The sequence below is a fragment of the Proteinivorax hydrogeniformans genome, from assembly GCF_040515995.1.
Classification (GTDB): domain Bacteria; phylum Bacillota; class Proteinivoracia; order Proteinivoracales; family Proteinivoracaceae; genus Proteinivorax; species Proteinivorax hydrogeniformans.
The window spans coordinates 2,522,361-2,548,197 of the sequence record NZ_CP159485.1 but is presented as its reverse complement, the minus strand read 5'-3'; the positions used below and the strand labels follow the sequence as shown (position 1 = coordinate 2,548,197).

Annotated in this window: 19 protein-coding genes; 17 read left to right on the top strand and 2 right to left on the bottom strand. The window is 38.7% G+C overall.

What is annotated here, in order from left to right; translation table 11 throughout:
- Positions 1-10 precede the first annotated feature (10 nt).
- The 14 genes from rimI to PRVXH_RS12090 all read left to right on the top strand — a co-directional run bounded on the left by rimI (position 11) and on the right by PRVXH_RS12090 (position 18,566).
- Positions 11-499 (top strand): ribosomal protein S18-alanine N-acetyltransferase, encoded by a 489-nt coding sequence (gene rimI / locus PRVXH_RS12155; protein ID WP_353893022.1) that lies wholly within the window; start codon positions 11-13, stop codon positions 497-499.
- A complete protein-coding gene (gene tsaD / locus PRVXH_RS12150) occupies positions 474-1,481 on the top strand; it encodes a tRNA (adenosine(37)-N6)-threonylcarbamoyltransferase complex transferase subunit TsaD (RefSeq protein WP_353893021.1) in 1,008 nt (335 codons plus the stop codon). Before rimI ends, tsaD begins: the two co-directional genes overlap by 26 nt.
- 323 nt (positions 1,482-1,804) lie before the next feature.
- Positions 1,805-2,599, top strand: coding sequence for a prolipoprotein diacylglyceryl transferase (lgt, locus tag PRVXH_RS12145; RefSeq protein WP_353893020.1), 795 nt, complete (start codon positions 1,805-1,807; stop codon positions 2,597-2,599).
- A 22-nt stretch (positions 2,600-2,621) separates the two neighbouring features.
- Complete coding sequence (gene murC / locus PRVXH_RS12140) at positions 2,622-4,007, top strand: UDP-N-acetylmuramate--L-alanine ligase (protein ID WP_353893019.1); 1,386 nt, start codon at positions 2,622-2,624, stop codon at positions 4,005-4,007.
- Between the two features lie 14 nt (positions 4,008-4,021).
- Positions 4,022-4,714, top strand: coding sequence for a 5'-methylthioadenosine/adenosylhomocysteine nucleosidase (locus tag PRVXH_RS12135; protein ID WP_353893018.1), 693 nt, complete (start codon positions 4,022-4,024; stop codon positions 4,712-4,714).
- Between the two features lie 345 nt (positions 4,715-5,059).
- Complete coding sequence (locus PRVXH_RS12130; protein ID WP_353893017.1) at positions 5,060-5,737, top strand: response regulator transcription factor; 678 nt, start codon at positions 5,060-5,062, stop codon at positions 5,735-5,737.
- 12 nt (positions 5,738-5,749) lie between these two features.
- Entirely contained in the window at positions 5,750-7,000 is a 1,251-nt protein-coding gene (locus tag PRVXH_RS12125; RefSeq protein WP_353893016.1) for a HAMP domain-containing sensor histidine kinase, read from the top strand.
- A 668-nt stretch (positions 7,001-7,668) separates the two neighbouring features.
- Positions 7,669-8,349: an ABC transporter ATP-binding protein gene (locus tag PRVXH_RS12120; protein ID WP_353893015.1), complete on the top strand. Its 681-nt coding sequence runs from the start codon at positions 7,669-7,671 to the stop codon at positions 8,347-8,349.
- Complete coding sequence (locus PRVXH_RS12115) at positions 8,349-10,892, top strand: ABC transporter permease (protein ID WP_353893014.1); 2,544 nt, start codon at positions 8,349-8,351, stop codon at positions 10,890-10,892. The genes PRVXH_RS12120 and PRVXH_RS12115 overlap by 1 nt, the downstream gene beginning before the upstream one ends.
- Before the next feature lie 1,468 nt (positions 10,893-12,360).
- Complete coding sequence (locus PRVXH_RS12110; protein ID WP_353893013.1) at positions 12,361-12,906, top strand: VanZ family protein; 546 nt, start codon at positions 12,361-12,363, stop codon at positions 12,904-12,906.
- An 85-nt stretch (positions 12,907-12,991) separates the two neighbouring features.
- Positions 12,992-13,330: a PadR family transcriptional regulator gene (locus tag PRVXH_RS12105; protein ID WP_353893012.1), complete on the top strand. Its 339-nt coding sequence runs from the start codon at positions 12,992-12,994 to the stop codon at positions 13,328-13,330.
- Complete coding sequence (locus PRVXH_RS12100) at positions 13,323-14,651, top strand: FtsW/RodA/SpoVE family cell cycle protein (RefSeq protein WP_353893011.1); 1,329 nt, start codon at positions 13,323-13,325, stop codon at positions 14,649-14,651. Before PRVXH_RS12105 ends, PRVXH_RS12100 begins: the two co-directional genes overlap by 8 nt.
- A gap of 730 nt (positions 14,652-15,381) precedes the next feature.
- Entirely contained in the window at positions 15,382-16,062 is a 681-nt protein-coding gene (locus tag PRVXH_RS12095) for an ABC transporter ATP-binding protein (RefSeq protein WP_353893010.1), read from the top strand.
- The gene (locus PRVXH_RS12090) at positions 16,062-18,566 is read left to right on the top strand and encodes an FtsX-like permease family protein (RefSeq protein ID WP_353893009.1); all 2,505 of its coding nucleotides are present in this window, start codon (positions 16,062-16,064) and stop codon (positions 18,564-18,566) included. The genes PRVXH_RS12095 and PRVXH_RS12090 overlap by 1 nt, the downstream gene beginning before the upstream one ends.
- A 208-nt stretch (positions 18,567-18,774) precedes the next feature.
- Here the strand turns inward: PRVXH_RS12090 and PRVXH_RS12085 are convergent, their stop codons facing one another.
- Positions 18,775-18,906, bottom strand: a complete 132-nt coding sequence (locus tag PRVXH_RS12085) for a hypothetical protein (RefSeq protein WP_353893008.1) — start codon at positions 18,904-18,906, stop codon at positions 18,775-18,777.
- Between the two features lie 333 nt (positions 18,907-19,239).
- On the opposite strand from PRVXH_RS12085, the gene PRVXH_RS12080 reads away from it, so the two are divergent.
- Positions 19,240-20,601: a sodium:alanine symporter family protein gene (locus tag PRVXH_RS12080; RefSeq protein ID WP_353893007.1), complete on the top strand. Its 1,362-nt coding sequence runs from the start codon at positions 19,240-19,242 to the stop codon at positions 20,599-20,601.
- Between the two features lie 127 nt (positions 20,602-20,728).
- Here the strand turns inward: PRVXH_RS12080 and putP are convergent, their stop codons facing one another.
- The gene (gene putP, locus PRVXH_RS12075; RefSeq protein ID WP_353893006.1) at positions 20,729-22,177 is read right to left on the bottom strand and encodes a sodium/proline symporter PutP; all 1,449 of its coding nucleotides are present in this window, start codon (positions 22,175-22,177) and stop codon (positions 20,729-20,731) included.
- 440 nt (positions 22,178-22,617) lie between these two features.
- Between putP and murC (PRVXH_RS12070) the strand changes: the two genes are divergently transcribed.
- Together murC (PRVXH_RS12070) and PRVXH_RS12065 are read left to right on the top strand one after the other, a co-directional pair.
- On the top strand, positions 22,618-23,985 hold the full coding sequence (murC, locus tag PRVXH_RS12070) for a UDP-N-acetylmuramate--L-alanine ligase (protein WP_353893005.1): 1,368 nt from the start codon (positions 22,618-22,620) through the stop codon (positions 23,983-23,985).
- A gap of 814 nt (positions 23,986-24,799) precedes the next feature.
- Positions 24,800-25,822 carry a glycosyltransferase family 4 protein gene (locus PRVXH_RS12065; RefSeq protein ID WP_353893004.1) on the top strand — a complete coding sequence of 341 codons (1,023 nt, stop codon included), beginning with the start codon at positions 24,800-24,802 and terminating at the stop codon, positions 25,820-25,822.
- Positions 25,823-25,837 lie beyond the last annotated feature (15 nt).

The window sequence follows — 25,837 nt, the reverse complement described above, 5'->3', positions numbered from 1 at the left end:
AGTGGAGGAAATGGGGCAATATATAATAGTACCTATGACCGAAATTCATATACCTGCCGTTCATGAAATAGAGAAGGAGGTTTTTCCAACTCCGTGGAGTGAAGAGGCATTTAAAAGGGAGATTAACGACAATCACCTAGCCCATTATCTAGTGGTGACTTTTGATGACAAGCCGGTAGGTTTTATTGGTGGTTGGTTTATTTTAGATGAGTGTCATATAACTAATGTTGCGGTTCTTCCTTCTCATAGACGTAAAGGTTTAGCCAAAGCGTTAATCAAAGCCTTGCTAGATCTGTGCTTGGCAAAGGGAGTAGTCTCAGTTACTCTTGAAGTACGTGAATCTAACCATAAAGCGCAAAATCTTTATAAAGGTATGGGGTTTGAGGTTATGGGGGTGCGTAAGGGTTATTACACAGATAACAATGAGGACGCACTTTTGATGTGGTTGACAGAAATTAAAGAGGTGAAAGCAGATGTCAGTAAAAATACTAGCGATTGAAACTTCTTGTGATGAAACAGCAGTAGCGGTTGTGGAAAATGGAAATAAAGTTTTGGTAAATGAGGTGTTATCCCAAATAGATATCCACAAGGAATTTGGGGGTGTTGTACCAGAGGTTGCATCTCGTTACCACATGGAAGGGATTATACCGCTGATAGAAAAAGCTTTAAAAGGTTCAGGGCTAACATTAGAGGATGTAGATGCAGTGGCAGTAACAAATGGCCCTGGTTTAATTGGGGCGCTTTTGGTAGGTGTGTCTGCAGCTAAAGCTTTAGCTTTTTCTCTTAATAAGCCGTTGATAGCAGTAAATCATTTATCAGGGCACATTTATGCAAATTTTATAGATAATGAGGTTGAGTTTCCTTTGGTGACGCTGATAGTTTCGGGTGGGCATACCGACTTGATTTATATGGATGGGCATCTTAATTATGAAATATTAGGGCAGACCAGAGACGACGCTGCAGGTGAGGCTTTTGATAAAATAGCTCGAGCTATGAATTTAGGGTATCCTGGAGGTCCAATTGTGGATAACATGGCGAAAAATGGTGAAGATAGCATAAAGTTTCCTAGGGTTCACCTTGAGAAAGGTAGCTATGATTTTAGTTTTAGCGGTTTAAAGTCTGCGGTTATAAACCACCTACACAACCAGAAGCAAAAGGGATTAGAGATCAATGTTGAGGACGTTTGTGCATCTTTCCAGCAGGCTGTGGTTGATGTTCTTGTGGATAAGACTATAGAGTGTGCTAAGCATAAAAAAGTCAAAAATGTACTGATGGCAGGAGGGGTGTCTGCCAACAGCGCTCTTCGTGAGCTTATGAGTCAAAGGTGCCAAAAAGAAAAGCTAAATCTTTATTATCCACCTTTAAAATATTGCACTGATAACGCCGCTATGATTGGTGCGGTAGCTTTTCACCAGTTTATAGCTCAAGATTTTGCTCCGCTGGATTTAAACGCTTATAGCTCTATGTCATTAAATGACTAAAAATGATGAGTTGTGAATAAGATTGAAGTTTAGGCTGTGGATAATGGGGATAATATTCCACAGCCTAATTAAATGTGGTATTGTCGATTGTGGACAAAAAGGTGGAAGGTTTTTTGTCGATATCTGTGGAAAATGTGGATAGTTTGGTGCAAAACCACTATAAACAAGTGTTAATACTGTGGATAAACCTGTGTATAGTGTGGATAACCGAAGGTTTGTTTGGTTTTTTGGTTTAATTGACAACATTTTTTATAAAGGGTAAGATGTAAGTGGGAATTATCAGATAGTTTCACCAGAAATAACAAAAAATGGGGGGAGTTATTATGTATCCAGTATTATTAGAATTAGGGCCGGTAACGGTACATAGTTATGGATTAATGATAGCACTAGGGTTTGTAGCGGTTATCTTGGGGTTAAGAAGAAGGGCTCATGAAATCGGGGTGGAGCCTAACGATACCTTAGACATTTCTTTATTAGCTATTGTCTTTGGTATGATAGGGGCAAGACTTTATTATGTGTTTATTTATGATTTTAGTCACTATGTTCAAAACCCCTTAGACGTCTTTGCTTTTAATCAAGGGGGCTTAGTTTTTCACGGTGGACTAATATTAGGGACTTTGGCGGTTATTATATATTTAAGGATTAAAAAAGTTTCTATAGTGGAAACTGCGGATATAGCTGCTCTTTTGATACCGGTGGCCTATGCTTTTGGTAGACTTGGATGTTTTTTAAATGGATGTTGTCACGGGATAGCTACAGAAAGTTTTTGGGGAGTTTCATTTGGAGAATTTACAGCTTCAACATATCATCCGACACAGCTGTACTTAGTAGCTTTAGCTATCGGAATTTATGGGTTTATATTATGGCAGCGCCCGCGACGCACATTTGGAGGGCAAGGTTTTTTAAGCTACATTATTATATATAGTGTAGGCCGGTTTTTAATAGAATTTTTGCGCACTAATCCTGAGGTTTTCGGGGTATTCACTGCTGCTCAAATTACATCGGTAATTTTAATATGTATTGCTTGTGGATTAATGCCGCTTATGCGAAGAAGATTTGGTTATGAAGAAGAAGATGATGGTAGTGAGAATGTAGAGGAAGAAAGCACTACTGCTTAATAAAAAAAGAAGGTGAGCCAAAATGTTTGAACGAGGACAACAAAAAATACATCTTATAGGGATAGGAGGCTATGGCATGAGTGCCATAGCTAGCATACTTATTGATAAAGGATATGAGGTTACAGGATCTGATTTAAATAAATCTAAGCTGGTAGAAAGTCTGCTTGAAAAAGGAGCAAAGGTTTTTATCGGCCACAAGGCAGAGCAAGTAGAGCAGGCTGACGTGGTTATTTATTCTACCGCAATCCCAGATAACAACCCAGAGCTGGCTAGGTCTAAAGAGTTAGATATACCTCTTTATCATCGATCGGAAGTTTTAGCGATGATTTTAAACAGTGGTCATGGGGTTGCGGTAGCTGGTGCCCATGGCAAAACTAGCACAACCTCTATGATTGCATTTTTATTAGAAAAGGGGGATAAAGACCCTACAGCTTTAATAGGCGGCGAACTGGGCGAATTTAAAGGTAATGCACGCTTAGGCGAAAGCGGGATCGTTGTAGCAGAGGCCTGCGAAAGTGATCATTCCTTTTTAAGATATAGGCCACAAATAGCAGTTATAACAAATATCGAAGCTGACCACTTAGAACACTATGATGGCGACTTTGGCAAGCTTTTAAGTACCTACAAAGACTTTTTAAGTAACCTAGCCCCTGATGGAAAAGCTGTCGTTTTTGGCGATGATGAGTACATCCAGGAAGTCACATTAGGTACGGAGAAGAAGTTGATAACCTATGGGTTAGCGGAAGAAAATGACTATTATCCACAAAATATTGAATATAAGGATAAAGGTTCGTTCTTTGACCTTTATCATAGAGGTAGAAAACTAGGTAAGATTGAACTTAGTGTACCTGGTATGCATAACATTTTGAACGCCATATCCTCAGCTGTTGTGGCTTTAGAGCTTGGGGTGAACTTTTCTATAATAAGTAAAGTGTTTAAAGGTTTTGGTGGAGCTAAGCGAAGATTTCAAATTATCCACAGGGATAGAAACTTCTTTATTGTAGATGACTATGCGCACCATCCTACAGAAATCAAAGCTACCTTGCAGGCAGCGAAGGAAATAAACCACCGAAGATTGATTGCCATATTCCAACCACAGCGTTACTCTAGAACTTACTACTTCTATGATGATTTTGCAGCATCTTTTGAAAACGCTGACGAAGTAATTATTGCTGATATATATACAGCTGGAGAGGAGCCGATAGAAGGTGTCTCTTCTGAAGGCCTTGTTGATAAAATTAAAGGATTAGGAAGCAATGCTAAATATATAGGTTCAAACGAAGACATTACAGAAGAGCTTCAGGCCAAAGTTAAGCCAGGGGACTTAGTAATAACTATGGGGGCCGGCGATATTTGGAAGGTATCCCATGAAATTGGAAGCATGCTAAAAGAAAAAAAGGTAGTTTAGGGGGAAGTTTATAAATGTTAGCAGTTATGGGAGCAATGGAAGAGGAAATAGCTCTATTTAGAGAGGCTATGGATGATGTAAAAAAAAATCAAAAGGCTGGACTAACCTTTTATCAAGGCAAGATAGATGGCAAAAAGATAATTTTAGTACACTGTGGAATTGGTAAAGTAAATGCTGCTATTTGTACACAGATTTTGATAGACGATTATGGTGTGGATAACATCATTTTTACGGGTGTAGCAGGAGCTTTAGCGGCTAGTTTGGATGTTTTAGACGTAGTTGTGTCCACAGACTGTATACAACACGACCTTAATGTTCACGCCTTTGGTTATGAGCCAGGGACAGTTCCCAGACTTAACAAAAAAGAGTTTGCCGCCGATGATGCCTTAGTACAATTGGCGTTAGAAAGTGGTAAAAATATTGAAGGTTTTCCACAGATAATACAGGGAAGAATCTTATCAGGGGATGAGTTTATCGCCGACAAAGACAGAGCGCTGAACCTAGCCGATGAATTTAACGGACACTGCGTAGAAATGGAAGGAGCAGCGGTGGCACAAGCTTGTTACCTAAATAATATTCCCTTTGTAATAATAAGGGCTATGTCAGACAAAGCCGACGGCACAGCCGATGTTGATTTTCCAAAGTTTGTACAAAAGGCAGCAAACAACTCGCTAGCTTTAGTAAGAGAAATGCTAAAAAACTTATAAAAAATAACCCAACGGACAAAACCGTTGGGTTATTTTTTTAACCGTTAGCATTAAAAAACAATGTTGCCCAGAGCCAATGTTTTCCCTCGAAGAGGTAGGGGCCGTGCCTCTGTGCCGGCCCAGACAGTAATTGGTAGCTAATACTAAGCCTTTCCCATCCAACAATCCAACCATCTTCTATCCAACTGCCACCAGCCACCAGCTACCAGCCAACCACCAAAATACTTTAAATATCTATTAATTCACCTACTATTACTATATAATTACTGTAATAGTGTATATAATTACTGTTATTGAAATTAGCGGATTAACAACTATTATTATTTATAAATTGGGGGGAGAAAAATGAGTAAAGTACTTGTAGTTGAAGATGACATTACGCTGGCCGAGGGGATTCGGTATACTTTAGAGCGCGAGGGATTCTGTGTGAACATTGCTTCAAATCTTGCTCAGGCTCGCAAGGAATTTGCTGAAGGAGTTTATAAACTTATTTTACTAGATGTTATGCTTCCAGACGGAAGTGGATATGACCTTTGCAAAGAAATAAGGCAGGAGTCCTCTATCCCAATAATATTTTTAACAGCTTGTGACGAGGAGGTTAACGTGGTTTTAGGTTTAGATATGGGCGGGGATGACTATATTGCAAAACCATTTAGAGTCAGAGAACTAATATCACGGATTAAGGCTGTTCTTAGGAGAAGGTCTGAAGATAAACCCACCTCTTACTTAAAGTTTAACGATATTGAAGTCGACCTTCTAAAAGCACAATTATTAAAAGATGGTCAAAAAGTCGACTTAACCCCCATAGAATGGAAGCTAATTACTGTTTTTATCAACAATCCAAACCAGGTACTTACAAGGTCTGTTATTTTAGATAAACTATGGGATCAATCGGGAGACTTTGTAGATGACAATACTTTATCTGTTTACATAAGGCGTATTAGGGGGAAAATCGAAAAGGACCCTTCAAATCCTAAGCTTATTCAAACAATTAGAGGTATGGGGTATAAGTGGAATAAATAGGGGGTGTACTGTATGTTAGCGTTGCTGGAAAATGAGGAAGTGAGAAAGTTTATAAAGTGGGTTTTGATTATTTTTTTGCTGCTTACGGTATTAATGGTAGTGGCTTTTAATTATGCCCTTGAAAGTTTACACAGGCAAACTGTGGAAAATAACATAGCTATCATGGGGTATATTGCAGACCAGCACCCCGAGCTAGAAAAGGAGCTAGTGCCTCTCTTTACCAGAGGTCCTTCTGAAGAGATTAGAGAATTGGGGGAAGATGTAGCTAAAAAGTATGGTTATACACAAGATTTGCCACTTGCAGCTAATGAGACTTTTTCTAACTACAAAAGTATACAGCTAAACCTTGTACTAGCCTTAGCCTTAATATCATTAGCTCTGTTTTTGACTGCAGCCTTATGGTTTTTAAATAAGCTTTATCGTAAAATTCGCAGCTATGCTAACCATGTGGAAAACATTGTGGAAGGCGATCTTATTCCTATTCCTTGTGAGGAAGTAGAAGGAGATATAGCTAAATTAAGTCACGGCTTTAATAAAATGGTAAAAACATTGTCAGCAGCCCAAAAAAGACAGTGGAAAGAAAAGCTATTGCATAAAAACATAATTTCCGACATCTCTCACCAGCTAAAAACTCCCCTTTCTTCTATTAAAGTATTTAATGAGCTTTCAATGGATGTGGAGTGTGAAGATGCAGAAACTAAAGTGTTTGCCGTAAAAATTGAGCAGCAAGTTGAGAGGATGGAATGGCTTGTCAGAAATTTATTAATCATGGCAAGGCTTGAGACAAAGTCGTTAGAATTTAAACGTGAGATAAAAGACATTACCAAAACAGTTACTATAGCCATGGAGCCGTTAAAAGAATTATGGCAGAAAAAAGATATAAAAATTAACACTGATTTTGAAGATGATATCTATATGTCTCACGATGAAAAATGGCTCGCAGAGGCCGTTAGCAATATTATCAAAAACGCCATAGAACACACCCCTAATAGCGGCAAAATAGCTATACAAACAAGTCAATCACCAATAGCTGTAAAAATTGAGGTAAAAGATAACGGAGCAGGAATTACTAACAAAGACAAGCCTCACATTTTTGAGCGCTTTTATAAAGGAAAGTATAACACCCAAAAAAATAGCACCGGTATAGGCCTATCCCTTGCAAAAGGTATTGTAGAAAACCACCAAGGGGTTATAAATGTCACCACCAAAGAAGGTGAAGGCAGTATGTTCACGATTACCTTATTTAAGGATAAAAGCATTTAGAAGCAATCATCCAACCATCTTCTATCCAATTACCGTGGCCAATTAAGTGGCGATTCCTGACCGTCAGTTCAGGCACCCATAATATTATCTTTGGGATTTGGGGTGGTGATCAGCTGTTTCACCAATGCTTGTCTTTTATGGCTTATGGGTCGCCAGTAAGGTTGGATACTGGCTCTGCTAAATAAATTTGGGATGGCCCAACACCATAAAAGCCTTCACATGGTTCAAAAACGCTTTCCACCAATCAAACCCTCCAATAATATTATGAGCGCCTTCAGTATGCAGTACAGAAGCTTCCACCATGACAGCTAACACCCTCGCAGAGGTAGGGGTCGCGCCTTCAGTGCCGACCCATCAGTATATGGCTGCTAATATGGAGGTTATACCCCCACAAACCCTGCCACAGCCAAATTTGTAGGGGAGCATTAAAGTGCTCCAGCAGAACTTATTATGTCAAACCACTGGAGTAAAATTAACCCTTTAGTTTTTATAATAACCAAAAACCATCCAACCATCTTCTATCCAACTACCATGGCCGATTCCCAACATCTTTTTCATAAATCTACTCAATCTTACAAAAATGTAAGATTAAACTTCACCTAATAGTAAGGTAAGAGGTCTATAATAGGGGTTGTAATACAAAATGAGATAACTTAGGGGTGAATTAAATGGAAATTTTACGTACTGAAAATCTAACAAAGACATACGTAACAGGTCAAGAAAAGGTAGAGGCGTTAAAGGATGTTAATATCTCCATAAAAAAAGGGGAGTTTGTAGCCGTTGTGGGGCCATCAGGTTCTGGAAAAAGTACCCTCCTTCATCTTTTAGGAGGCTTAGATAGGCCTACAAAGGGGAAGGTGTTTGTAGACGGGACAGATATCTATTCCATGAAGGAAGAAAAGCTAGCTATATTTAGGCGCAGACAAGTAGGGTTTATATTCCAGTTTTATAATTTAGTGCCGGTGCTTACAGCTGAAGAAAATCTAACCCTTCCACTTATGTTAGATGGGAAAAAGGTGGATAAAGCCTATCTTAAAGAAGTAGTGGGGCTGTTAGGGCTAAATGATAGAACAAAACATTTTCCTTCTCAACTGTCCGGGGGCCAGCAGCAGCGAACTTCTATAGGTAGAGCACTTATATACAAGCCAGCGGTGGTATTAGCCGATGAACCTACCGGTAACCTAGACAGTCAATCAAGTAAGGAGGTTATAGATCTTCTTAGGCTGTCTGTGGCTAGATACCAGCAAACCTTAATAATGATAACCCATGATATATCTATCGCAGAGCAGGCAGACAGAATAATTCGTATAGATGATGGTAGGGTGGTTAAAGACGAGGTGATTAGATAATGAAATCTATTACCTCCTTAGCGTTAAGATATCTATGGCAGCAAAAAAAGCGCACCGGATTAACCATATTGGGAATTATTATTTCTGTGTCTATGATAACATCTATTGGTACTATATTAATGAGCTTTAGAGATACAGAGATACAGAGGATAAAAGAAGAGGAAGGCGCTCATCATGTCACTTTCTATGGTTTAGATTTAGACCAATACAGCTTTTTAAAAGCAAATAGCAAGCTAAATAAAGTGGCTATGGAAATACCAGCAGGGCATGGATACATTGGGGCCCAGTACAGTAATACAGCTGATATTCCAAAAGACGCTACAACAGTTAACTTTATTGGCTATAACGGTGATTTCTTTGAATTAAGCAGATTTAAACTAACTGAAGGCAGGGGACCAGAGAAAAAAAATGAGGTAGCTTTGGAAGAATGGCTGCTTCATAGACATGATTTATCGGTTGGGGATATGGTTGAACTTCCATTAGGTCACATACACCGTTATGAAGGTGATGAAGGCGTTTGGATCGATGAATTTTCCCTAAATAAAGTAAAAAAGTTTGAAATTGTGGGAACGGTGACTAGACCCCATAAAGGCATAGCAGGAGTTGGTGTATTGCCTTATGATGTGGCTTTAGAAAATCAAGGGGAAAGATCTCCTAATGCATTTTTTACCGTAAAGAGTGGTCTTTCTGTAACAGATACTACAGAGGAGATTGCAAGGGAGATAAACTTAGAAGAGGGGCGACCGTACTACAACAGGTATTTGCTTCTGCTTAAAGGTCAAGTGGTGGATGATGGCGCTGCCAGGGAGTTTGCAGCTATAGGGTCTATTGTATTATTTTTAGTTAGCTTAGTTACCCTTGCTACAATTGCAGTAATATATAACTCGTTTAACATTTCCATGTTAGAAAGGGTTAAACAGTTTGGGATAATGCGGTCTATAGGAGCTACGCCAAAGCAAATTAGAAGGATAGTGTATGTAGAAGCGGCGATACAAAGCGTTATAGCTATTCCTTTGGGGCTAATGGCAGGGGTTTTGGCTATGCATACAGTGTTTTACCTACTCTCTAAAGACGCGTACTCGACACTTGGAAACTTTACGGTAACTACATCCCCTTTCGTTCTTCTAATTAGTGCTATAGTGGGCTTTATTGCGGTAATATTTTCTGCGCTTATTCCAGCTGTTAATGCGGGAAGAAAGCAGCCTTTAGAAGCTATCTTTTATCGTCCTAAACTTAAAAAACAAAAATATAAAAAAAGAAAAGGGTTTATTTTGAGCAAACTTTTTTCTTGGGAAATTTCTCTAGCATATAAAAATTTACAAAGGAACAAAAAGCGATTTATTATAACCGCTTTTTCCTTAAGTATTAGTGTGATTTTATTTATAGTCTTTAGCATATTTAGCCACTATGCCCTCAGAATTGACAGCACTAGAGCATACTATACCGAAGACTTTGAGTTGGTAAATAACGAAACTAAGGTCCTTTATTCAGACCAGGACTATACAGACATACTTGAACTTACAGGTGTAGAAAGTGCTTACCCCAAAATGGAGTACTGGGCAGAGCTAATAATATCTCCTGATGATGTTAGCCGCCAATATGAGCAACAATTAAATAAGCCTAATGGTGAGCGACTTAATGACCCCATAGATGGCATGGATGTGCGCATTATAGGTTATAACAAGGCTTTATTCAATCTAGCTGAAAAAGAACTTACTGCAGGTAGTGTAAACTACAGTGAGTTAAAAGAAAGTGCAGGAGTGCTGTTAGTACAAAACAACAGAATATTCACAGACACAGGACTTAGTATTGTGCCTGTTACAGATTACTCTGTCGGTGATACTGTAACTATTGATTTAGGTGAGGGAGAGAAGTTTGAATATAAGGTAATGGGGATCTTAGATAGAGCTCCCATAGGAAATGACTTTGGGACAAACGGAGAGCCCTTTGTGATAATGGCAGATGAGATTTATCAGGATACGGTGGTAGAAGGGTATGATGGATTTTATGTAAATGCCGAAGAAGGTATAGATAGCACCACTCACATGGCACTTAATGATGAGTTAACCTTAATAACAGAACGGGTAAATGGCTTTGTGCATGATAATCTACACTTAGTGCGTAGAGATAGGCAGGTAATGCGAGAGATTTCTGTTTTCATATACGGATTTATCGTGCTAATTAGCGTTATCGGAGCGCTAAATATAATAAACACAGTCAGCACCAATCTTCTTACGCGAACTAAGGAATTCGCCATGCTGCGAGCTGTAGGTATGGGACCTAAAAGCTTAATAAACATGATACGGTATGAAGCAATTTTAAGCGGAGTTATAGGGGTTATATATGGGTGTATAATCGGAAATCTGTTAGGATATTGGCTATATAACTTGATGAGTGATATAAGGGAAGTTCCTTGGGAGTTTCCATGGACTCCAAACATCATTGTAATAATAGCGGCCATAGTGGTATCACTGTTAGCTTCCAGAGCTACAGTGCAAAGGGTAAAAGAGATGAATATAATAGATACACTTAGGGAAGAATAGGTTTTATCGGGTAAAAGGGTATTAAAGTATAAACAAATAAGAGGCAGGTGCAAAAAAGCACCTGCCTCTTATTTGTCTTTTAAAAAAAACCATCCAACCATCTTCTGACCAACCAACATCTGCCACCTGCTCACCAGCCAACGTCAGTTCAGGCACCCATAATATTATCTCCGGGATTTGGGGTGGTGATCAGCTGTTTCACCAATGCTTGTCTTTTATGGCTTATGGGTCGCCAGTAAAGTTGGATACTGGCTCTGCTAAATCAACTTGGGATGGCCCAACGCCATAAAAGCCTTCACAGGTTTAAAAACGCTTCCCACCAATCAAACCCTCCAATAATATTATGAGCGCCTTCAGTATGCAGTACAGAAGCTTCTAACAACAGCTAACAACCTCGCAGAGGTAGGGGTCGCGCCTCCGTGCCGACCCATCAGCATATGGCTGCTAATATTGAAGTTATCCCCCCCATAAACCCTACCACAGCCGAATTTGTAGGGGAGCACTAAAGTGCTCCAGCAGAACTTATTATGGCAAACCACTTTAGTAAAATTAATCCTTTAGGTCTTAATAATAACCAAAGACCATCCAACCATCTTCTTGGCCAATTAAGTGGCGAGTCGTGACCGTCAGTTCAGGCACCCATAATATTATCTCCGGGCTTTGGGGTGGTGATCAGCTGTTTCACCAATGCTTGTCTTTTATGGCTTATGGGTCGCCAGTAAGGTTGGATACTGGCTCTGCTAAATCAACTTGGGATGGCCCAACGCCATAAAAGCCTTCACATGGTTCCAAAACGCTTCCCACCAATCAAACCCTCCAATAATATTATGAGCGCCTTCAGTATGCAGTACAGAAGCTTCTAACAACAGCTAACACCCTCGCAGAGGTAGGGGTCGCGCCTCTATCCAACTACCATGGCCAATTAAGTGGCGAGTCGTGACCGTCAGTTCAGGCACCCATAATATTATCTCCGGGCTTTGGGGTGGTGATCAGCTGTTTCACCAATGCTTGTCTTTTATGGCTAATGGGTCGCCAGTAAGGTTGGATACTGGCTCTGCTAGTCAACTTGGGATGGCCCAACGCCATAAAAGCCTTCACATGGTTCCAAAACGCTTCCCACCAATCATACCCTCCAATAATATTATGAGCGTCTTCAGTATGCATTACAGAAGCTTCTAACAACAGCTAACACCCTCGCAGAGGTAGGGGTCGCGCCTCCGTGCCGACCCATCAGCATATGGCTGCTAATATTGAAGTTATCCCCCCATAAACCCTACCACAGCTGAATTTGCAGAACTTATTATGTCAAACCACTGGAGTAAAATTAACCCTTTAGGTTTTAATAATACAAAGACTATCCATTCAACTACCTTCTGCTAAATGCACGGTTGACAACCGAAAAATGCTGAGTTACTATATACATAGATTATCGATGCATAGAAAATATAGGTATGAGAGGGTGGAAAATTTGCTGATAGGAGTTTTAGGTTTAACTATCTTTATCGTAATTGACGTTGTAAGAAACAAATCAAAAAATATCATTGGTAGACTGGTGTTTTACAACTTTCTCATATACTTGTTAAAGGTGTTTGAGGTTACAACAGGAAATATACATATACCCCCAAGACAAGGGTTAGGAGGGGGAGTGGATATTCAGCTAATACCGTTTCGATTTATAGCAGACTGGTATCAGTTATACGTGCATAGAGGAGCAGATTGGTTTTTTTGGAACTCTGTGAGGCTTTCCCTTTATAATGTCATACTATTACTGCCGTTAGGGATTTATCTACCTGCTCTATTTAATGTAAGGAATATAAAAAGAGTTACTATCTGGGTAATGCTTACATCATTAACCATAGAAATTTACCAAGCAATCTTTTCTTACTATGGACTTGTATTCATGCGTACATCTAATATCGATGATATTATTTTAAACACATTAGGTGGGGTTATAGGGTTTGGTTTTTACAAAATAGCGTTAAGTAAATGGATACATAAGTTTATCGCAGGTTAACTGGCTGCAAGCCCTCTACTTCAACAATTAGAGGGTAATCTAAGAGTTTTAAGTGGCCCATACCCAAAAAAAGGAGGTGTCTAATATGAAAATTGATAAGGATCTTATGAAGGGCAGCACAAAGATGCTGATACTTAATCTATTGAGCACTGGCGATATGTATGGTTATCAGATGGTTAAAGAGCTTGAAGAAAAGTCTGACCAAACCTTTACATTAAAGGAGGGAACGATGTATCCTATTTTACACGCCTTAGAAAGCGAAGGGATGGTTCAGTCATATTGGGATGTAGGAGAGTCCGGCCGAAAGCGAAAGTATTATAACATTACAGATAAAGGTGAGAAGCTTTTACAGGAGAAGAAAAAAGAGTGGGAAGTTTATAGCCGTACTGTTAATAAGGTGATAGGGGGTGTTTGTTTTGAATAAATTCATTTCTCAATATTTAAGCAAAGTATGTGGGGAAATAAAATATAAAGGGGTAACTGATGATATTTCCGAAGAAATTGAAAGCCACATATGTGAAATAGCTGATAACTATATAGAGACGGGAATGGACGAAGATGAGGCCATTCAAAAAGCTATAACTCAGATGGGTGATCCTATCAAAATAGGTAAAGAGCTGAATAAAACACATAGGCCAAAGACTGAGTGGTCAATTATCGGGTTGGTTGGGGCGTTGGTGTTAATTGGAGGGTTAACACTAATTACTATTTTAAGCACTGAGTCAATACAAAACCAAGGTCACATTCCACTTAATCATAGTCAAATTCTGCGAACCTATTTGACTTATTTGCCAATGGGTATAGGGGTATGTATAGGGTGCTATTTCCTTGACTATACGAAAATAGAAAAGTATTCTTTGCATATTTTTGGTGCTGCAATTGGCGTTTGGATGAGTAATAGTGTAATAAATAATCCTTCAGGAATAATTGTTCTCACCATGACTCTTTTTATTATTTCTTTTGCAGGGCTTGCAAAGAGATGGGGGAGCGGAAATATAAAAGATATGTTAAAGCTTGTTGGTTTAGCAATGTTAGCTATCGTGCTTATTTTTAATACACACCCACTATCCTTTGGGTTTGTTTTGCTCTTTGGTGCTGGACTCTTAACTGTACTTACATTAGCAATAATGAGCAAGGATTTTGCTGGAAATAAAAGTAGGTTTATCTTCTCGATATATGGAGGCGCACTACTAGCGAAAACCTTTCTGCTAGCAGGACATCTAACGTCTTATAGGATGTCAAGGTTTTTAGCCATCATCCGTCCTGAATCATATCAGAATTCAAGTGGTTGGATTATCTCCATTTCTAGAGATGCAGTATCTAATGCTGAACTTATCGGAAGGAGCGATAGCTTATACTATTGGCAAGACGGTGCGAATAAGCTTATACTACCCGATGTTCATACGGATTACATTTTTACATACATTATATCCACTTTTGGCCTCCTAATAGGGCTGGTTACATTAGGGATAATGGTGTGTGTGCTAACAAGGATGTTTATGGCAACGCGATCAATTCGCCACTCTTACGGAAGATATTTAGCCTCGGCAATTGTCGTTTTATTTACAATACAAGGTCTTGGCAATATTTTAATGAGCGTTGGTTTGTTGCCACATTTAGGATTTTCCTTACCTCTGATTTCCTATGGGGGAACCAGTTTTGTTATAAACATGGCTCTAATAGGTGTGTTATTGGGTATATATCGTAGAAAAGATTTAGTTATGGCAGGCAAGAAAGCCTGCTAAAAAAATCCCCACAAACCCTACCACAGCCGAATTTCTAGGCTGGAGTATAATTAATCCTTGAGCTTTGAAGAATAAACGAAGACCATCCAACCATCTTCTTGGCCAATTAAGTGGCGAGTCGTGACCGTCAGTTCAGGCACCCATAATATTATCTCCGGGCTTTGGGGTGGTGATCAGCTGTTTCACCAATGCTTGTCTTTTATGGCTAATGGGTCGCCAGTAAGGTTGGATACTGGCTCTGCTAGTCAACTTGGGATGGCCCAACGCCATAAAAGCCTTCACATGGTTCCAAAACGCTTCCCACCAATCATACCCTCCAATAATATTATGAGCGTCTTCAGTATGCATTACAGAAGCTTCCACCATGACAGCTAACACCCTCGCAGAGGTAGGGGTCGTGCCTCCGTGCCGACCCATCAGCATATGGCTGCTAATATGGAGGTTATACCCCCACAAACCCGCCACAGCCGAATTTGTAGGGGAGCATTAAAGTGCTCCAGCAGAACTTATTATGTCAAACCACTGGAGTAAAATTAACCCCTTAGGTTTTAATAATAAGCAAAGACCATCCAACTATCTTCTATCCAACTACCATGGCCGATTCCCAACATCTTTGTGATAAATCTACTCAATCTTACAAAAATGTAAGATTAAACTTAACCTAATAGTAAGGTAAGAGGTCTATAATAGGGGTTGTAATACAAAATGAGATAACTTAGGGGTGAATTAAATGGAAATTTTACGTACTGAAAATCTAACAAAGACATACGTAACAGGTCAAGAAAAGGTAGAGGCGTTAAAGGATGTAAATATCTCCATAAAAAAAGGGGAGTTTGTAGCCGTTGTGGGGCCATCAGGTTCTGGAAAAAGTACACTTCTTCATCTTTTAGGCGGCCTAGATAAGCCTACAGAGGGAAAGGTGTTTGTGGACGGGACAGATATCTATTCCATGAAGGAAGAAAAGTTAGCTATATTTAGGCGCCGGCAAGTTGGGTTTATCTTTCAGTTTTATAACCTAGTGCCGGTGCTTACAGCTGAAGAAAATATAACCCTTCCACTTATGTTAGATGGAAAAAAGGTGGATAAAGCCTACCTCAAAGAAGTAGTGGGCCTGTTAGGGTTAAACGATAGAACAAATCATTTTCCTTCACAGCTGTCCGGGGGCCAGCAGCAGCGAACTTCTATAGGCAGAGCGCTAATATACAAGCCATCTGTGGTGTTAGCCGATGAACCTACCGGCAATTTAGATAGTCAATCAAGTAAGGAGGTTATAGATCTTCTTAGACTATCTGTTGCTAGATACCAGCAAACCTTAATTATGATAACACATGAACTCTCTATCGCGGAGCAGGCAGACAGAGTAATTCGGATAGATGATGGTAGGGTGGTTAAAGACGAGGTGATTAGATAATGAAATCTATTACCTCCTTAGCGTTAAGATATTTATGGCAGCAAAAAAAACGTACCTGCTTAACTATATTGGGAATTATTATTTCTGTGTCCATGATTACATCTATTGGCATTATACTAGTAAGCTTTAGAGATGCGGAAATAGAAAGGCAAAAAGAAACTGAAGGTGCTTTTCATGTTAGAACTGTTATGGACAAAGAACAATATAAGACAATTGTATCAAACCCTAAGATAGATAAAACAGCTTACTCCTTGGAAGTAGGGCGAGGATATGTAGATGATACAGTAATTAGTCTTTCTAGCTATTTGGGAGAACATCTATATTTAAGCAATTTTGCACTAAGCGAAGGAAGGGAACCTAAAGAGATAGACGAGATTGCCTTAGATGCAGGGACAGCAAGGCAGCTAGGGCTTTCCGTAGGAGATACCATATTAATGTCTGTGAATGGTATTTACAGACACCAAATTGATGAGGAAACTATGGAGGAAGAAATCCACCATATAGAAGATAAAGAATTTGAAATATCTGGTCTTGTGGAGGTGGCTTCCCGCTTCAATCCGCAAATGGCATTTGTTTCATATGAGTATGCAACTGAAATAAGTTTGGCAAATGAGGGGACAGTTCATTTTACGGTGAAAGATGGCCTGTCTGTAAGAGAAGTAGTAGAGGATATACAAAAGCAGCAAGATAATGCTGTCTTTTCTTATAATAATGCCCTGTTACTTTTAAAAGGTCAGGTAACAAGTGAATATTATAAAACTACTTTGATAAGCTTAGCTTCTGTTGTAATGTTTTTAGTGTTGGTGGTTTGTGGAGCCACTGTAGCAGTTATATACAACTCCTTCAATATATCAGTTTTAGAGAGAATAAGGCAGTTTGGTATAATGCGCTCTATTGGCACAACACCTAAGCAGATTCGAAGAATTGTATTTGTGGAAGCGGGTCTACAGGCACTGATTGCTGTTCCTTTAGGGTTGATTTCCGGAATAGTGGCTATGAATGTGGTATTTTACTTGTTATCAACAAGTGTTTATTCCACCTTTAATGATATTTTTGTATCTTATTCGTTATCAGTTCTACTAGTGAGCGCAGCAATTGGAACTATATCGGTCCTTTTTTCAGCATTTATTCCTGCAGTTTTAGCAGGGAGGAAACAGCCTTTGGAGGCAGTTTTCCACAGGCCAAAGAATAAGAAGAAGTTTAAAAGGTGGAAGGGGTTTATAATTAAAAGGTTTCTTTCTGCTGAAAAAACACTAGCTTACAAAAATCTTCAGCGTAACAAAAAGAGGACTATTGTAACCGCTTTTGCCTTAAGTATAAGTGTAATTCTGTTTATTGTTTTTAGTGTATTCAGCTACTATGCCTTTAAAATTCAAGATACGAGAGATTATTATGATTATGATTTTCAAATAATGAGAACACGCGGAGATACTTATACAGAAGAGGATTATAAAAAAATCAAAAATCTTGAAAGTATACATGAAGTTAAACCACTTAGGGTTCATCAAGCTTTTGGGTTAGTTGATGAGGGGAAAATCTCAGATGAGTTTAAAAACTCTGACATGTATACAGATAATGTAATTGGAGGCCAGCTTTATGGATATAGTATAACTCAACTAGAATCTGCTAAAGAATATTTATTGGATGGGAAGGCAGATAATGATCTAATGGTGGAAGAAAATGGGGTGCTATTAGTTCAAACTAGTATAGTTTATACCGATAATGTGCGTTTAAATAAACAAATCATAGACTATGAAATAGGTGACAAGATTGATGTTGTATTGAACTGGGAGGAAGCTAAGCGGTATATAGAGGAGCAAAATGACGTTGAATCTCAGGAAACAATTACTTTAACTGTTGTCGGAATACTAGAGAATGATCCCATTTATAATAACCACGGAATAAAGTTAATTACTGCAGAAGAGTTTTATCGAGCTAATATAAGGGAAGGGTATGATAAATTTTATATAAATGCGGTGGAAGATTTAGATGGAGATACGCATATGCAACTTACACAAGAACTCAGTAGTATTGCTCATAGTTCTGATGCAGGAAGCTTCTTTGACAATTACTACTTCGCACGTAGAGATAGGCAGCTTATGCTAGAAGTATCGGTGTTTATTTACGGGTTTATAGTGCTAATTAGTATTATCGGAGCGCTAAATATTATAAATACCATAAGCACCAATCTTCTTACACGAACCAAAGAATTTGCCATGCTGCGGGCTGTGGGAATGGGCCCTAAAAGCTTAATAAACATGATTAGGTATGAGGCAATTTTAAGCGGAGTTATAGGGGTTATATATGGGTGTATAACCGGAAATCTGTTAGGATATTGGCTATATAACTTAATGAATGATGTAAGGGAAGTTCCATGGGAGTTTCCATGGACTGCAAACATCATTGTAATAATAGCGGCTATAGTTGTATCGCTGTTAGCCTCCAGAGCTACAGTGCAAAGGGTTAAAAAGATGAATATAATAGACACTCTTAGGGAAGAGTAGGTTTTATCGGGTAAAGGGTATTTAAAGTATAAACAAATAAGAGGCAGGTGCAAAAAAGCACCTGCCTCTTATTTGTTATTTAAGACAAGCAATCATCTTTTAACCAAAATAAATACCTGCTCCCAGCCATCTGATCACCAGCTAACGACAGTTCAGGCACCCATGATATTGTTTCCAGGATTTGGGGTAGTGATCAGCTGTCCACCAATCAAAACTCTCCAATAATATTATGAGCGCCTTCAGTATGCAGTACAGAAGCTTCTAACATTACAATTGCCACCCTCGCAGAGGTAGGAGTCGTGCCTCCGTGCCGACCCATCAGCAAAATGGATACTAACATGCAAGTGCCCCACAAATGCTACCACACATGAACCTATATAACACCTGAACTTTCTCAGATGGTTCAAAGTAAATGATGAGTTTGGGACAAAGCATATAGCTTATTTCGTGAGGTTAACCGTGGTCATGTAGGGTATAACAGGTATTGAGCGCCTCAGAATGCAGGATAGGAGGTGGGAGTTACTAAAGCAGAAGTGTATATTGGAAAATAGTGAATTAATTATTTATAAAAAATAAGGACAGCTAAGTTAAATTTTTACTCCAGTATGTGAATAATTTTTCCTATACTTGGGGTATAGTAAAGAAGTATCAAGTTGCCAGAGGAGGTTATGTCATGGATTTAATGACTATTATTCAAAGCATTAATAGTGTACTTTGGGGACCGATTATGCTAGTCCTTTTGCTGGGCACAGGAGTTTTGTTTACAATTAAACTTAGGTTTATTCAAATTAGGAGAATAAAAGATGTATTTAAAGAGCCATTTAAAGATAAAGGTGTTGAAGCTGATGAAGATGGAATGAGCTCTTTTCAGGCTCTTGCTACTGCAATTGCTGCTCAAGTTGGAACAGGTAATCTTGCCGGAGTGGCAACAGCTATAGCAGCAGGAGGTCCAGGTGCGGTATTTTGGATGTGGGTAAGTGGCCTTTTTGGAATGGGAACTATTTTTGCTGAAGCGGTAATATCGCAAGTTCATACTGAAAAGGTAGATGGGCAGGTTACAGGAGGACCAGCATATTATATTCAAAAGGGGCTAGGTAGTAAGTTTTTGGCCACCTTTTTCGCAATAGCTATAGTAGTTGCACTTGGGTTTATGGGTAATATGGTACAATCCAATTCAATAGCTCAAGCTGTCAATGGTGTTTTTGAGGTCTCTACCTTGTCTGTGGGTATATTAATTGCAATTATAGTTGGGTTGATTATTATAGGAGGCATAAAAAGGATAGCTGTTTTTACATCAAATATAGTTCCGGTAATGGCTATATTTTACTTTATCGGAAGCTTTGTTATACTTTTTTTAAATTATCTACAAATCATACCAGCTTTTCAGATGATTATACATGCTGCATTTGACCCAATGGCGGCTACCGGTGGTGTAATAGGTGTTACCGTTAGAGAAGCTTTCAGGTACGGTATTGCTCGAGGACTATTTTCCAACGAAGCAGGTATGGGATCCACTCCACATGCACATGCTGTTGCAAAGGTAAAACATCCGGCTCAACAAGGTTTAGTTGGGATATTTGGTGTTTTGTTTGATACCGGTATCGCTTGTACAATGACTGCTCTGGTTATTATTATAACTGGTGTATATGAAACAGGCCTTTATGGTATTGAATTGACGCAACAGGGCTTTATAGAGGGACTAGGGTCTTTCGGGGGTTACTTTATCGCAATTAGTATGTTTTTCTTTGCATTATCAACTATTATAAGTTGGTACTTTTTTGCTGAAGCAAATGTCAAATATTTGTTTGGAAATCGTTTTATTAGGGTGTTCCAAATAATTGTATTAACCTTGATTGTCTATGGCACAACCATGGATGCAGAGATTGTATGGGAGCTCGCAGATACATTTAATGGTTTAATGATAATACCAAACTTGATTGCATTAGTGGGAATGTTTTCTTTAGTTATTAAGATACTCAATGATTATGAAAATAAGTTTGAGAAAAATGAGGCATCGGAGTTTGAAAAAGAATGAAAATAGTTGACTCCAACCATCTCCTATCCAACTAACGTGGCCGGGAATTTATTAACACCTGTCTGTCACCAACAACTTTCATCAAAAAGATAAGCTCAAATCCACATGGATTTGAGCTTATCTTTTATTAAATACTCTTAGCTTTATCAAACTCAGCTTGAATTTCTTTTGCTGGCTCTGGTGTTATTGAACTAACTACAAATATTGCCATTGAACTTAATATAAATCCTGGAATCATTTCATATAGCTCGCTGCCGGTAGCGCCCCAAGCAAATACTGTGACTGCACCAACTACCATACCAGCTAATGCGCCCCATGTATTCATACGCTTCCAGAATAACGATAACAAAATTACAGGCCCGAAGGCGGAACCAAAGCCTGCCCACGCGTAGCTTACCAGTTCCAATATGGTGCTATTTTCATTGGTTGCTAACAATAGAGCTATCAGTGCTATTGTACCAACGGCAATTCTACTGACCCAAACTAGTTCTTTTTGTGTAGCATCTTTTTTTAAGATAGCCTTGTAAAAGTCTTCAGCCACAGCACTAGAAGAAACTAATAGCTGGGAGTCAACAGTACTCATAATAGCTGCAAGAATTGCTGCTAATAGTACACCTGAAACCAACGGATTAAATAGAACTTGGGTAAAAAGAATAAACACCTGCTCCCCGTCGGCAAGGGGTGCATCGGCAAAGTATGCGATTCCTGCAAACCCTGTAAAAACTGACCCTAGGATTGCAAATACCATCCACGACATACCGATTAATCTAGCTTTAGGAACGTCCTTAACAGACCTTATGGCCATAAAACGAGTTATGATATGGGGTTGTCCAAAATAGCCTAACCCCCAAGCTAAAAGTGAAATAATTGCAACAGCACTCATTCCAGAAAAAGCATCTAGATATGAGGGGTCAATTTCACCGATGGTATTTACAGTGCTACTCCAACCACCGAGCTCAGTGATTGCAACAACTGGTGTAATCACCAGTGCAGTGAACATCAAAAGGCCTTGGAAAAAGTCTGTCCAGCTAACAGCCAAAAAGCCTCCTAAAAAGGTATAACCTATAATTATTATTCCGCCAATCCAAAGTGCTTGCATATAAGAAAAGCCAAAGGAAGCCTCAAACAATGTTGCGCCCCCTACCATTCCAGAAGATGTGTAGAAAGTGAAGAAAACCAATATAACAAGTGCAGAAACTACACGCAATAACCTAGAATCATCCTTAAAACGATTCTCCAAAAAATCTGGTATTGTTATAGAATCATTGGCAATCTCTGTGTAGCTTCTTAACCTGCCAGCTACAAACTGCCAATTAAGATATGCTCCTACTGTAAGGCCTATTGCAATCCATATTTGATTCATACCACCACTTATATATACAGCACCGGGTAATCCCATCAAAAGCCAGCTACTCATGTCAGATGCACCTGCACTTAAAGCTGCAACTCCAGGTCCTAAGCGTCTGCCCCCTAGCACATAATCTGAAAGATTACTGGTCAGACGATAAGAGATTATACCTATGCCTAACATTCCAAGTAAATAAATTATAAAAGTCCATAAAACTATGCTACTCATGCTACTCCTCCTTGTTTTTTAAATACGATAGTATTGATAATGCAACTGTCCCAAACAAAGGCACTAAAAGCCAAAACCATGTAGCGCCAGTAAGTGAATGGACCACTAAATCACCTCCAGATTCATATTTGCCAAACTTTAGTAATTCATCAGTTTAGCAGCTAAAAGAGACACAAGAAATATGGTAACATAGATGATTAGTTTGTCAAATTACTGTCGGTATTTTGTCAATTAAACAACTCTCTCCCACCATGCCTGCATTGAGCTATAGACCAAATATTACAACTTGATGACAAGGGTGCAAAAAAAGTAATCAAAACTTAACAATAGGCAAATCCCTTCAATAAAATAAGGTTTTCTATTCTCCATGAACATACTTAGGCAAATATCATACCTTAATAACATAAAGAGAGTTAAATACTAAAAAGAGGTGGTTAAGGATGACTATTTGCTACGATAAAATACACCTTATTGGCATAGGCGGATATGGCATGAGTGCGATTGCCAAAATATTGATTGCATGGGGGCATAAAGTTTCTGGTTCAGATTTAAAACAGTCGGCATTGACTAAAGGGCTTGAGGAAGAAGGAGCCAAAATTTACTTTCAACATGAAGCAAAAAATCTACAAGATGTAGATGCGGTGATATATTCAACAGCCATAGGAGATGATAACGTAGAGCTTATCGAAGCTAAAAAAAGAAAGCTGCCTATATATCACAGGGCTGATGTATTAGCACAGTTTTTAAATAGCGGTAAAGGTATTGCCATTGCAGGGGCCCATGGGAAGACTACCACTACCTCAATGGTTTCGCTGATTATGACAAAAGCTAATATGGATCCTACAGCTTTTATTGGCGGGGAACTTGAGCATTTTAATGGAAACGCTAGGGTCGGTGGTTCTTCTTATATAGTGGCGGAGGCCTGTGAAAGCGATCGGTCCTTTTTACAATATAAGCCCTATGCCGCAGTGCTTACTAATGTTGAAGCAGATCATTTAGACCACTATGATGGAAATTTTGATAGGTTAATCAGCTCATACCAAGAGTTTATCGGGAATATTAATAAAACAGGATACTTAGTTGTAAATGGAGATGATCCTATTATAAAAAAGTTAGATTTTACAGGCAGAAAAGTAATAACATTTGGGATGGGTGAGCAAAACCAAATTTCAGCGGCCAACTGTTCATTTTATAAAGGTACAGCGTCTTTTGACTTGTTTATTAAAGGAACTCCTAGGGGTAGAATAAAACTTAATGTTCCCGGAAGGCATAACGTTTTAAATGCTTTGGCTGCAATAGCGTTAAGTTATCAACTAGGGGTAAGTGTGGAAGAAATGGCAGATACTTTAAAAAGTTTTAAAGGTGTTAAAAGAAGGTTTGAGGTATTGTATAAAGCAGAAGGCAAAATAATAGTAGATGATTATGCCCATCACCCTACAGAAATAAAATCTACTCTTATAGCAGCAAAAAACTATAATGTACCTGTTATTGCCATATTTCAGCCGCAAAGATACACAAGAACTTCTTTTTTGTTTAAGGAATTTAGCGAAGCCTTTGATGATGCAGATAAAGTCTACTTACTACCGATATACTCAGCAGGTGAAAAATCAATTGAGAAAATAACGTCAAAAAATCTTGCCCAGGCAATAAAACAGCGCGACACCACAGAAGTTATGTATGTTGAAACACATAAGCAATGCATAGATTTAATCCAAAAAGATATACAGAAAAACTGTATTATAATTACTATGGGAGCAGGGGATGTTTGGAAGATATCTCATAAACTTTCTAAAAAGAAAGAAATCTAGCCTCAACTAACTAAATTACAACGAGGCTGGACATATCAAGCCAAACCAAAAATGGTTCTGATCATCAACTTTTGATGATCAGAACCATTTTTTCTGAATAAAACCGCATAAGCTTTTCTCTTGCCATGATTAAAAAACAGGACCTTTGCGATATGATCACATATATCAATGGGGTTGGACCAAGCATGTAGCTTGTTTTGTGATGTCCACCGTGGCCAATTAGGGCTTGTAATTAGCGCCCCTTATGTGCTAGATCCTTTGGCGTGACTTATGAGAACCTTTTCGGACACCTCTGCGGGGGATGCGGCTCCCTTATTTGTTATGGTGGTTTTTACTAACATCAGACCTCATACTACTTACTAAAAGCAATTGGCCGCGAAACAAATAAATTTGCTTATTCTGCTTGGTCTAGAAATAAATGGTTTTGTAGGGGAGCACTACAGTGCTCCAGCAGAAGTTATTATGGTATAAAAACAATATTACTAATAGAAGTGGTTACATGATACCCCTTCCAATTTTCCGCTAACTTTCTGCTGCCCTTAAAGCAGAACCAATATAAATATGGGATGGTTGACACAGAGGTCAACCACTACCTCTTCGAGGGGGAGGGTTTCTGAAATCGGTCCTGCGCCCTTATGGCTAGTTCCTTCGGCGTGCCTCAGGATGACGTTTTGGGTATACCGCTGGGGGGATGAGGTCTTACCTATTTATTCCCAGCGTTCGTTTTTTGCTTTACTGTCCCCAACTTTGGTATAAATTATTCTAGCTAGGCTAGAATATATGGAATATATACTAGCTATGGGGGATGACATTTATGAAGATTTTGATTGTTAAAAGCGTTGCCGCCGGTGGAATCGAAAAGCATGTAAAGGACTTATGTAGAGCTCTAGAAAAAGATGGGCATAAGTGCCAGGTTATAAAGGTTAAGTTTAGCCTGCGCAGTGGTTTAAAATCTCTCTACAACTATATAAAAGCCATAGATGACTTTAGACCAGGAATTGTTCATTTTCATGGTTTTAAAGCATCATTGTATGCTCTTTATCCCAGTAAACAGATTAGAAAAATTATAACAGTACATAATGATTTAGAACACTTACCAAAGCGGAGAAAAAACCTGCTAGCTAGGGCGTTTAGAATAAGTGCTAAGCAGGCAGACTATATTATCTGCGTATCTAAACATCTAAAAGAATACATAAAGCCCTTACTACAACCTAACAAAAAGGTTTCGGTCATATACAATGGCATTAAGCTACCACCGCTTATGAAAAATATGCCAGATAAAAATATCAATATTGGATGTTGTGGTAGGTTGACAGAGATTAAGGGCTTTCATTTACTGATTGATGCTTTTAAAAAAATTGCAACAACTGATGTTAAAATCCACCTACATATTATCGGAGACGGACCACAGAGAAAAAACTTAGAAAAACTAGCAAAGGGTGTTAACGAGAGGGTTATTTTTCATGGATTTAAATCCAACCCATATGTCAAAATGTCAAGGTTTGATATTTTTGTACAACCCTCAATAACCGAAGGGTTTGGCATAACTGTTTTAGAAGCTATGGCCTTAAATGTACCAGTTATAGTAAGCAATGCTGGCGGTTTAACAGAAATAGTAAAAAACAACAAAAATGGCTTGATAGTACCTAAAGGTAGCAGTATAGAGTTAGAAAGAGCGTTAAAAAAGCTTATTTTAAATGTGGATTTAAGAAAGAAGTTAAGCAAAAATCGAGGTTATGTAGAAAAAAACTTTAGTATAGAATCTATGTACCAACAAACAGTAAAGGTTTTCAAAGAGAGTTTAGCTGATAATGAAATGCCCTTAAAAAGGGCTTAAATAAGGCTAGTGTAA

What these genes read in the sequence shown, in the direction of transcription:
- PRVXH_RS12105 (WP_353893012.1), top strand. Translation starts at nt 12,992, where the DNA reads ATGAAAATTGATAAGGATCTTATGAAGGGCAGCACAAAGATGCTGATA.
- murC (WP_353893019.1), top strand. Translation starts at nt 2,622, where the DNA reads ATGTTTGAACGAGGACAACAAAAAATACATCTTATAGGGATAGGAGGC.
- PRVXH_RS12095 (WP_353893010.1), top strand. Translation starts at nt 15,382, where the DNA reads ATGGAAATTTTACGTACTGAAAATCTAACAAAGACATACGTAACAGGT.
- putP (WP_353893006.1), bottom strand. Translation starts at nt 22,177, where the DNA reads ATGAGTAGCATAGTTTTATGGACTTTTATAATTTATTTACTTGGAATG.
- lgt (WP_353893020.1), top strand. Translation starts at nt 1,805, where the DNA reads ATGTATCCAGTATTATTAGAATTAGGGCCGGTAACGGTACATAGTTAT.
- PRVXH_RS12080 (WP_353893007.1), top strand. Translation starts at nt 19,240, where the DNA reads ATGGATTTAATGACTATTATTCAAAGCATTAATAGTGTACTTTGGGGA.
- PRVXH_RS12085 (WP_353893008.1), bottom strand. Translation starts at nt 18,906, where the DNA reads ATGTTAGTATCCATTTTGCTGATGGGTCGGCACGGAGGCACGACTCCT.
- PRVXH_RS12125 (WP_353893016.1), top strand. Translation starts at nt 5,750, where the DNA reads ATGTTAGCGTTGCTGGAAAATGAGGAAGTGAGAAAGTTTATAAAGTGG.
- rimI (WP_353893022.1), top strand. Translation starts at nt 11, where the DNA reads ATGGGGCAATATATAATAGTACCTATGACCGAAATTCATATACCTGCC.
- murC (WP_353893005.1), top strand. Translation starts at nt 22,618, where the DNA reads ATGACTATTTGCTACGATAAAATACACCTTATTGGCATAGGCGGATAT.
- PRVXH_RS12065 (WP_353893004.1), top strand. Translation starts at nt 24,800, where the DNA reads ATGAAGATTTTGATTGTTAAAAGCGTTGCCGCCGGTGGAATCGAAAAG.
- PRVXH_RS12120 (WP_353893015.1), top strand. Translation starts at nt 7,669, where the DNA reads ATGGAAATTTTACGTACTGAAAATCTAACAAAGACATACGTAACAGGT.
- tsaD (WP_353893021.1), top strand. Translation starts at nt 474, where the DNA reads ATGTCAGTAAAAATACTAGCGATTGAAACTTCTTGTGATGAAACAGCA.
- PRVXH_RS12130 (WP_353893017.1), top strand. Translation starts at nt 5,060, where the DNA reads ATGAGTAAAGTACTTGTAGTTGAAGATGACATTACGCTGGCCGAGGGG.
- PRVXH_RS12115 (WP_353893014.1), top strand. Translation starts at nt 8,349, where the DNA reads ATGAAATCTATTACCTCCTTAGCGTTAAGATATCTATGGCAGCAAAAA.
- PRVXH_RS12090 (WP_353893009.1), top strand. Translation starts at nt 16,062, where the DNA reads ATGAAATCTATTACCTCCTTAGCGTTAAGATATTTATGGCAGCAAAAA.
- PRVXH_RS12135 (WP_353893018.1), top strand. Translation starts at nt 4,022, where the DNA reads ATGTTAGCAGTTATGGGAGCAATGGAAGAGGAAATAGCTCTATTTAGA.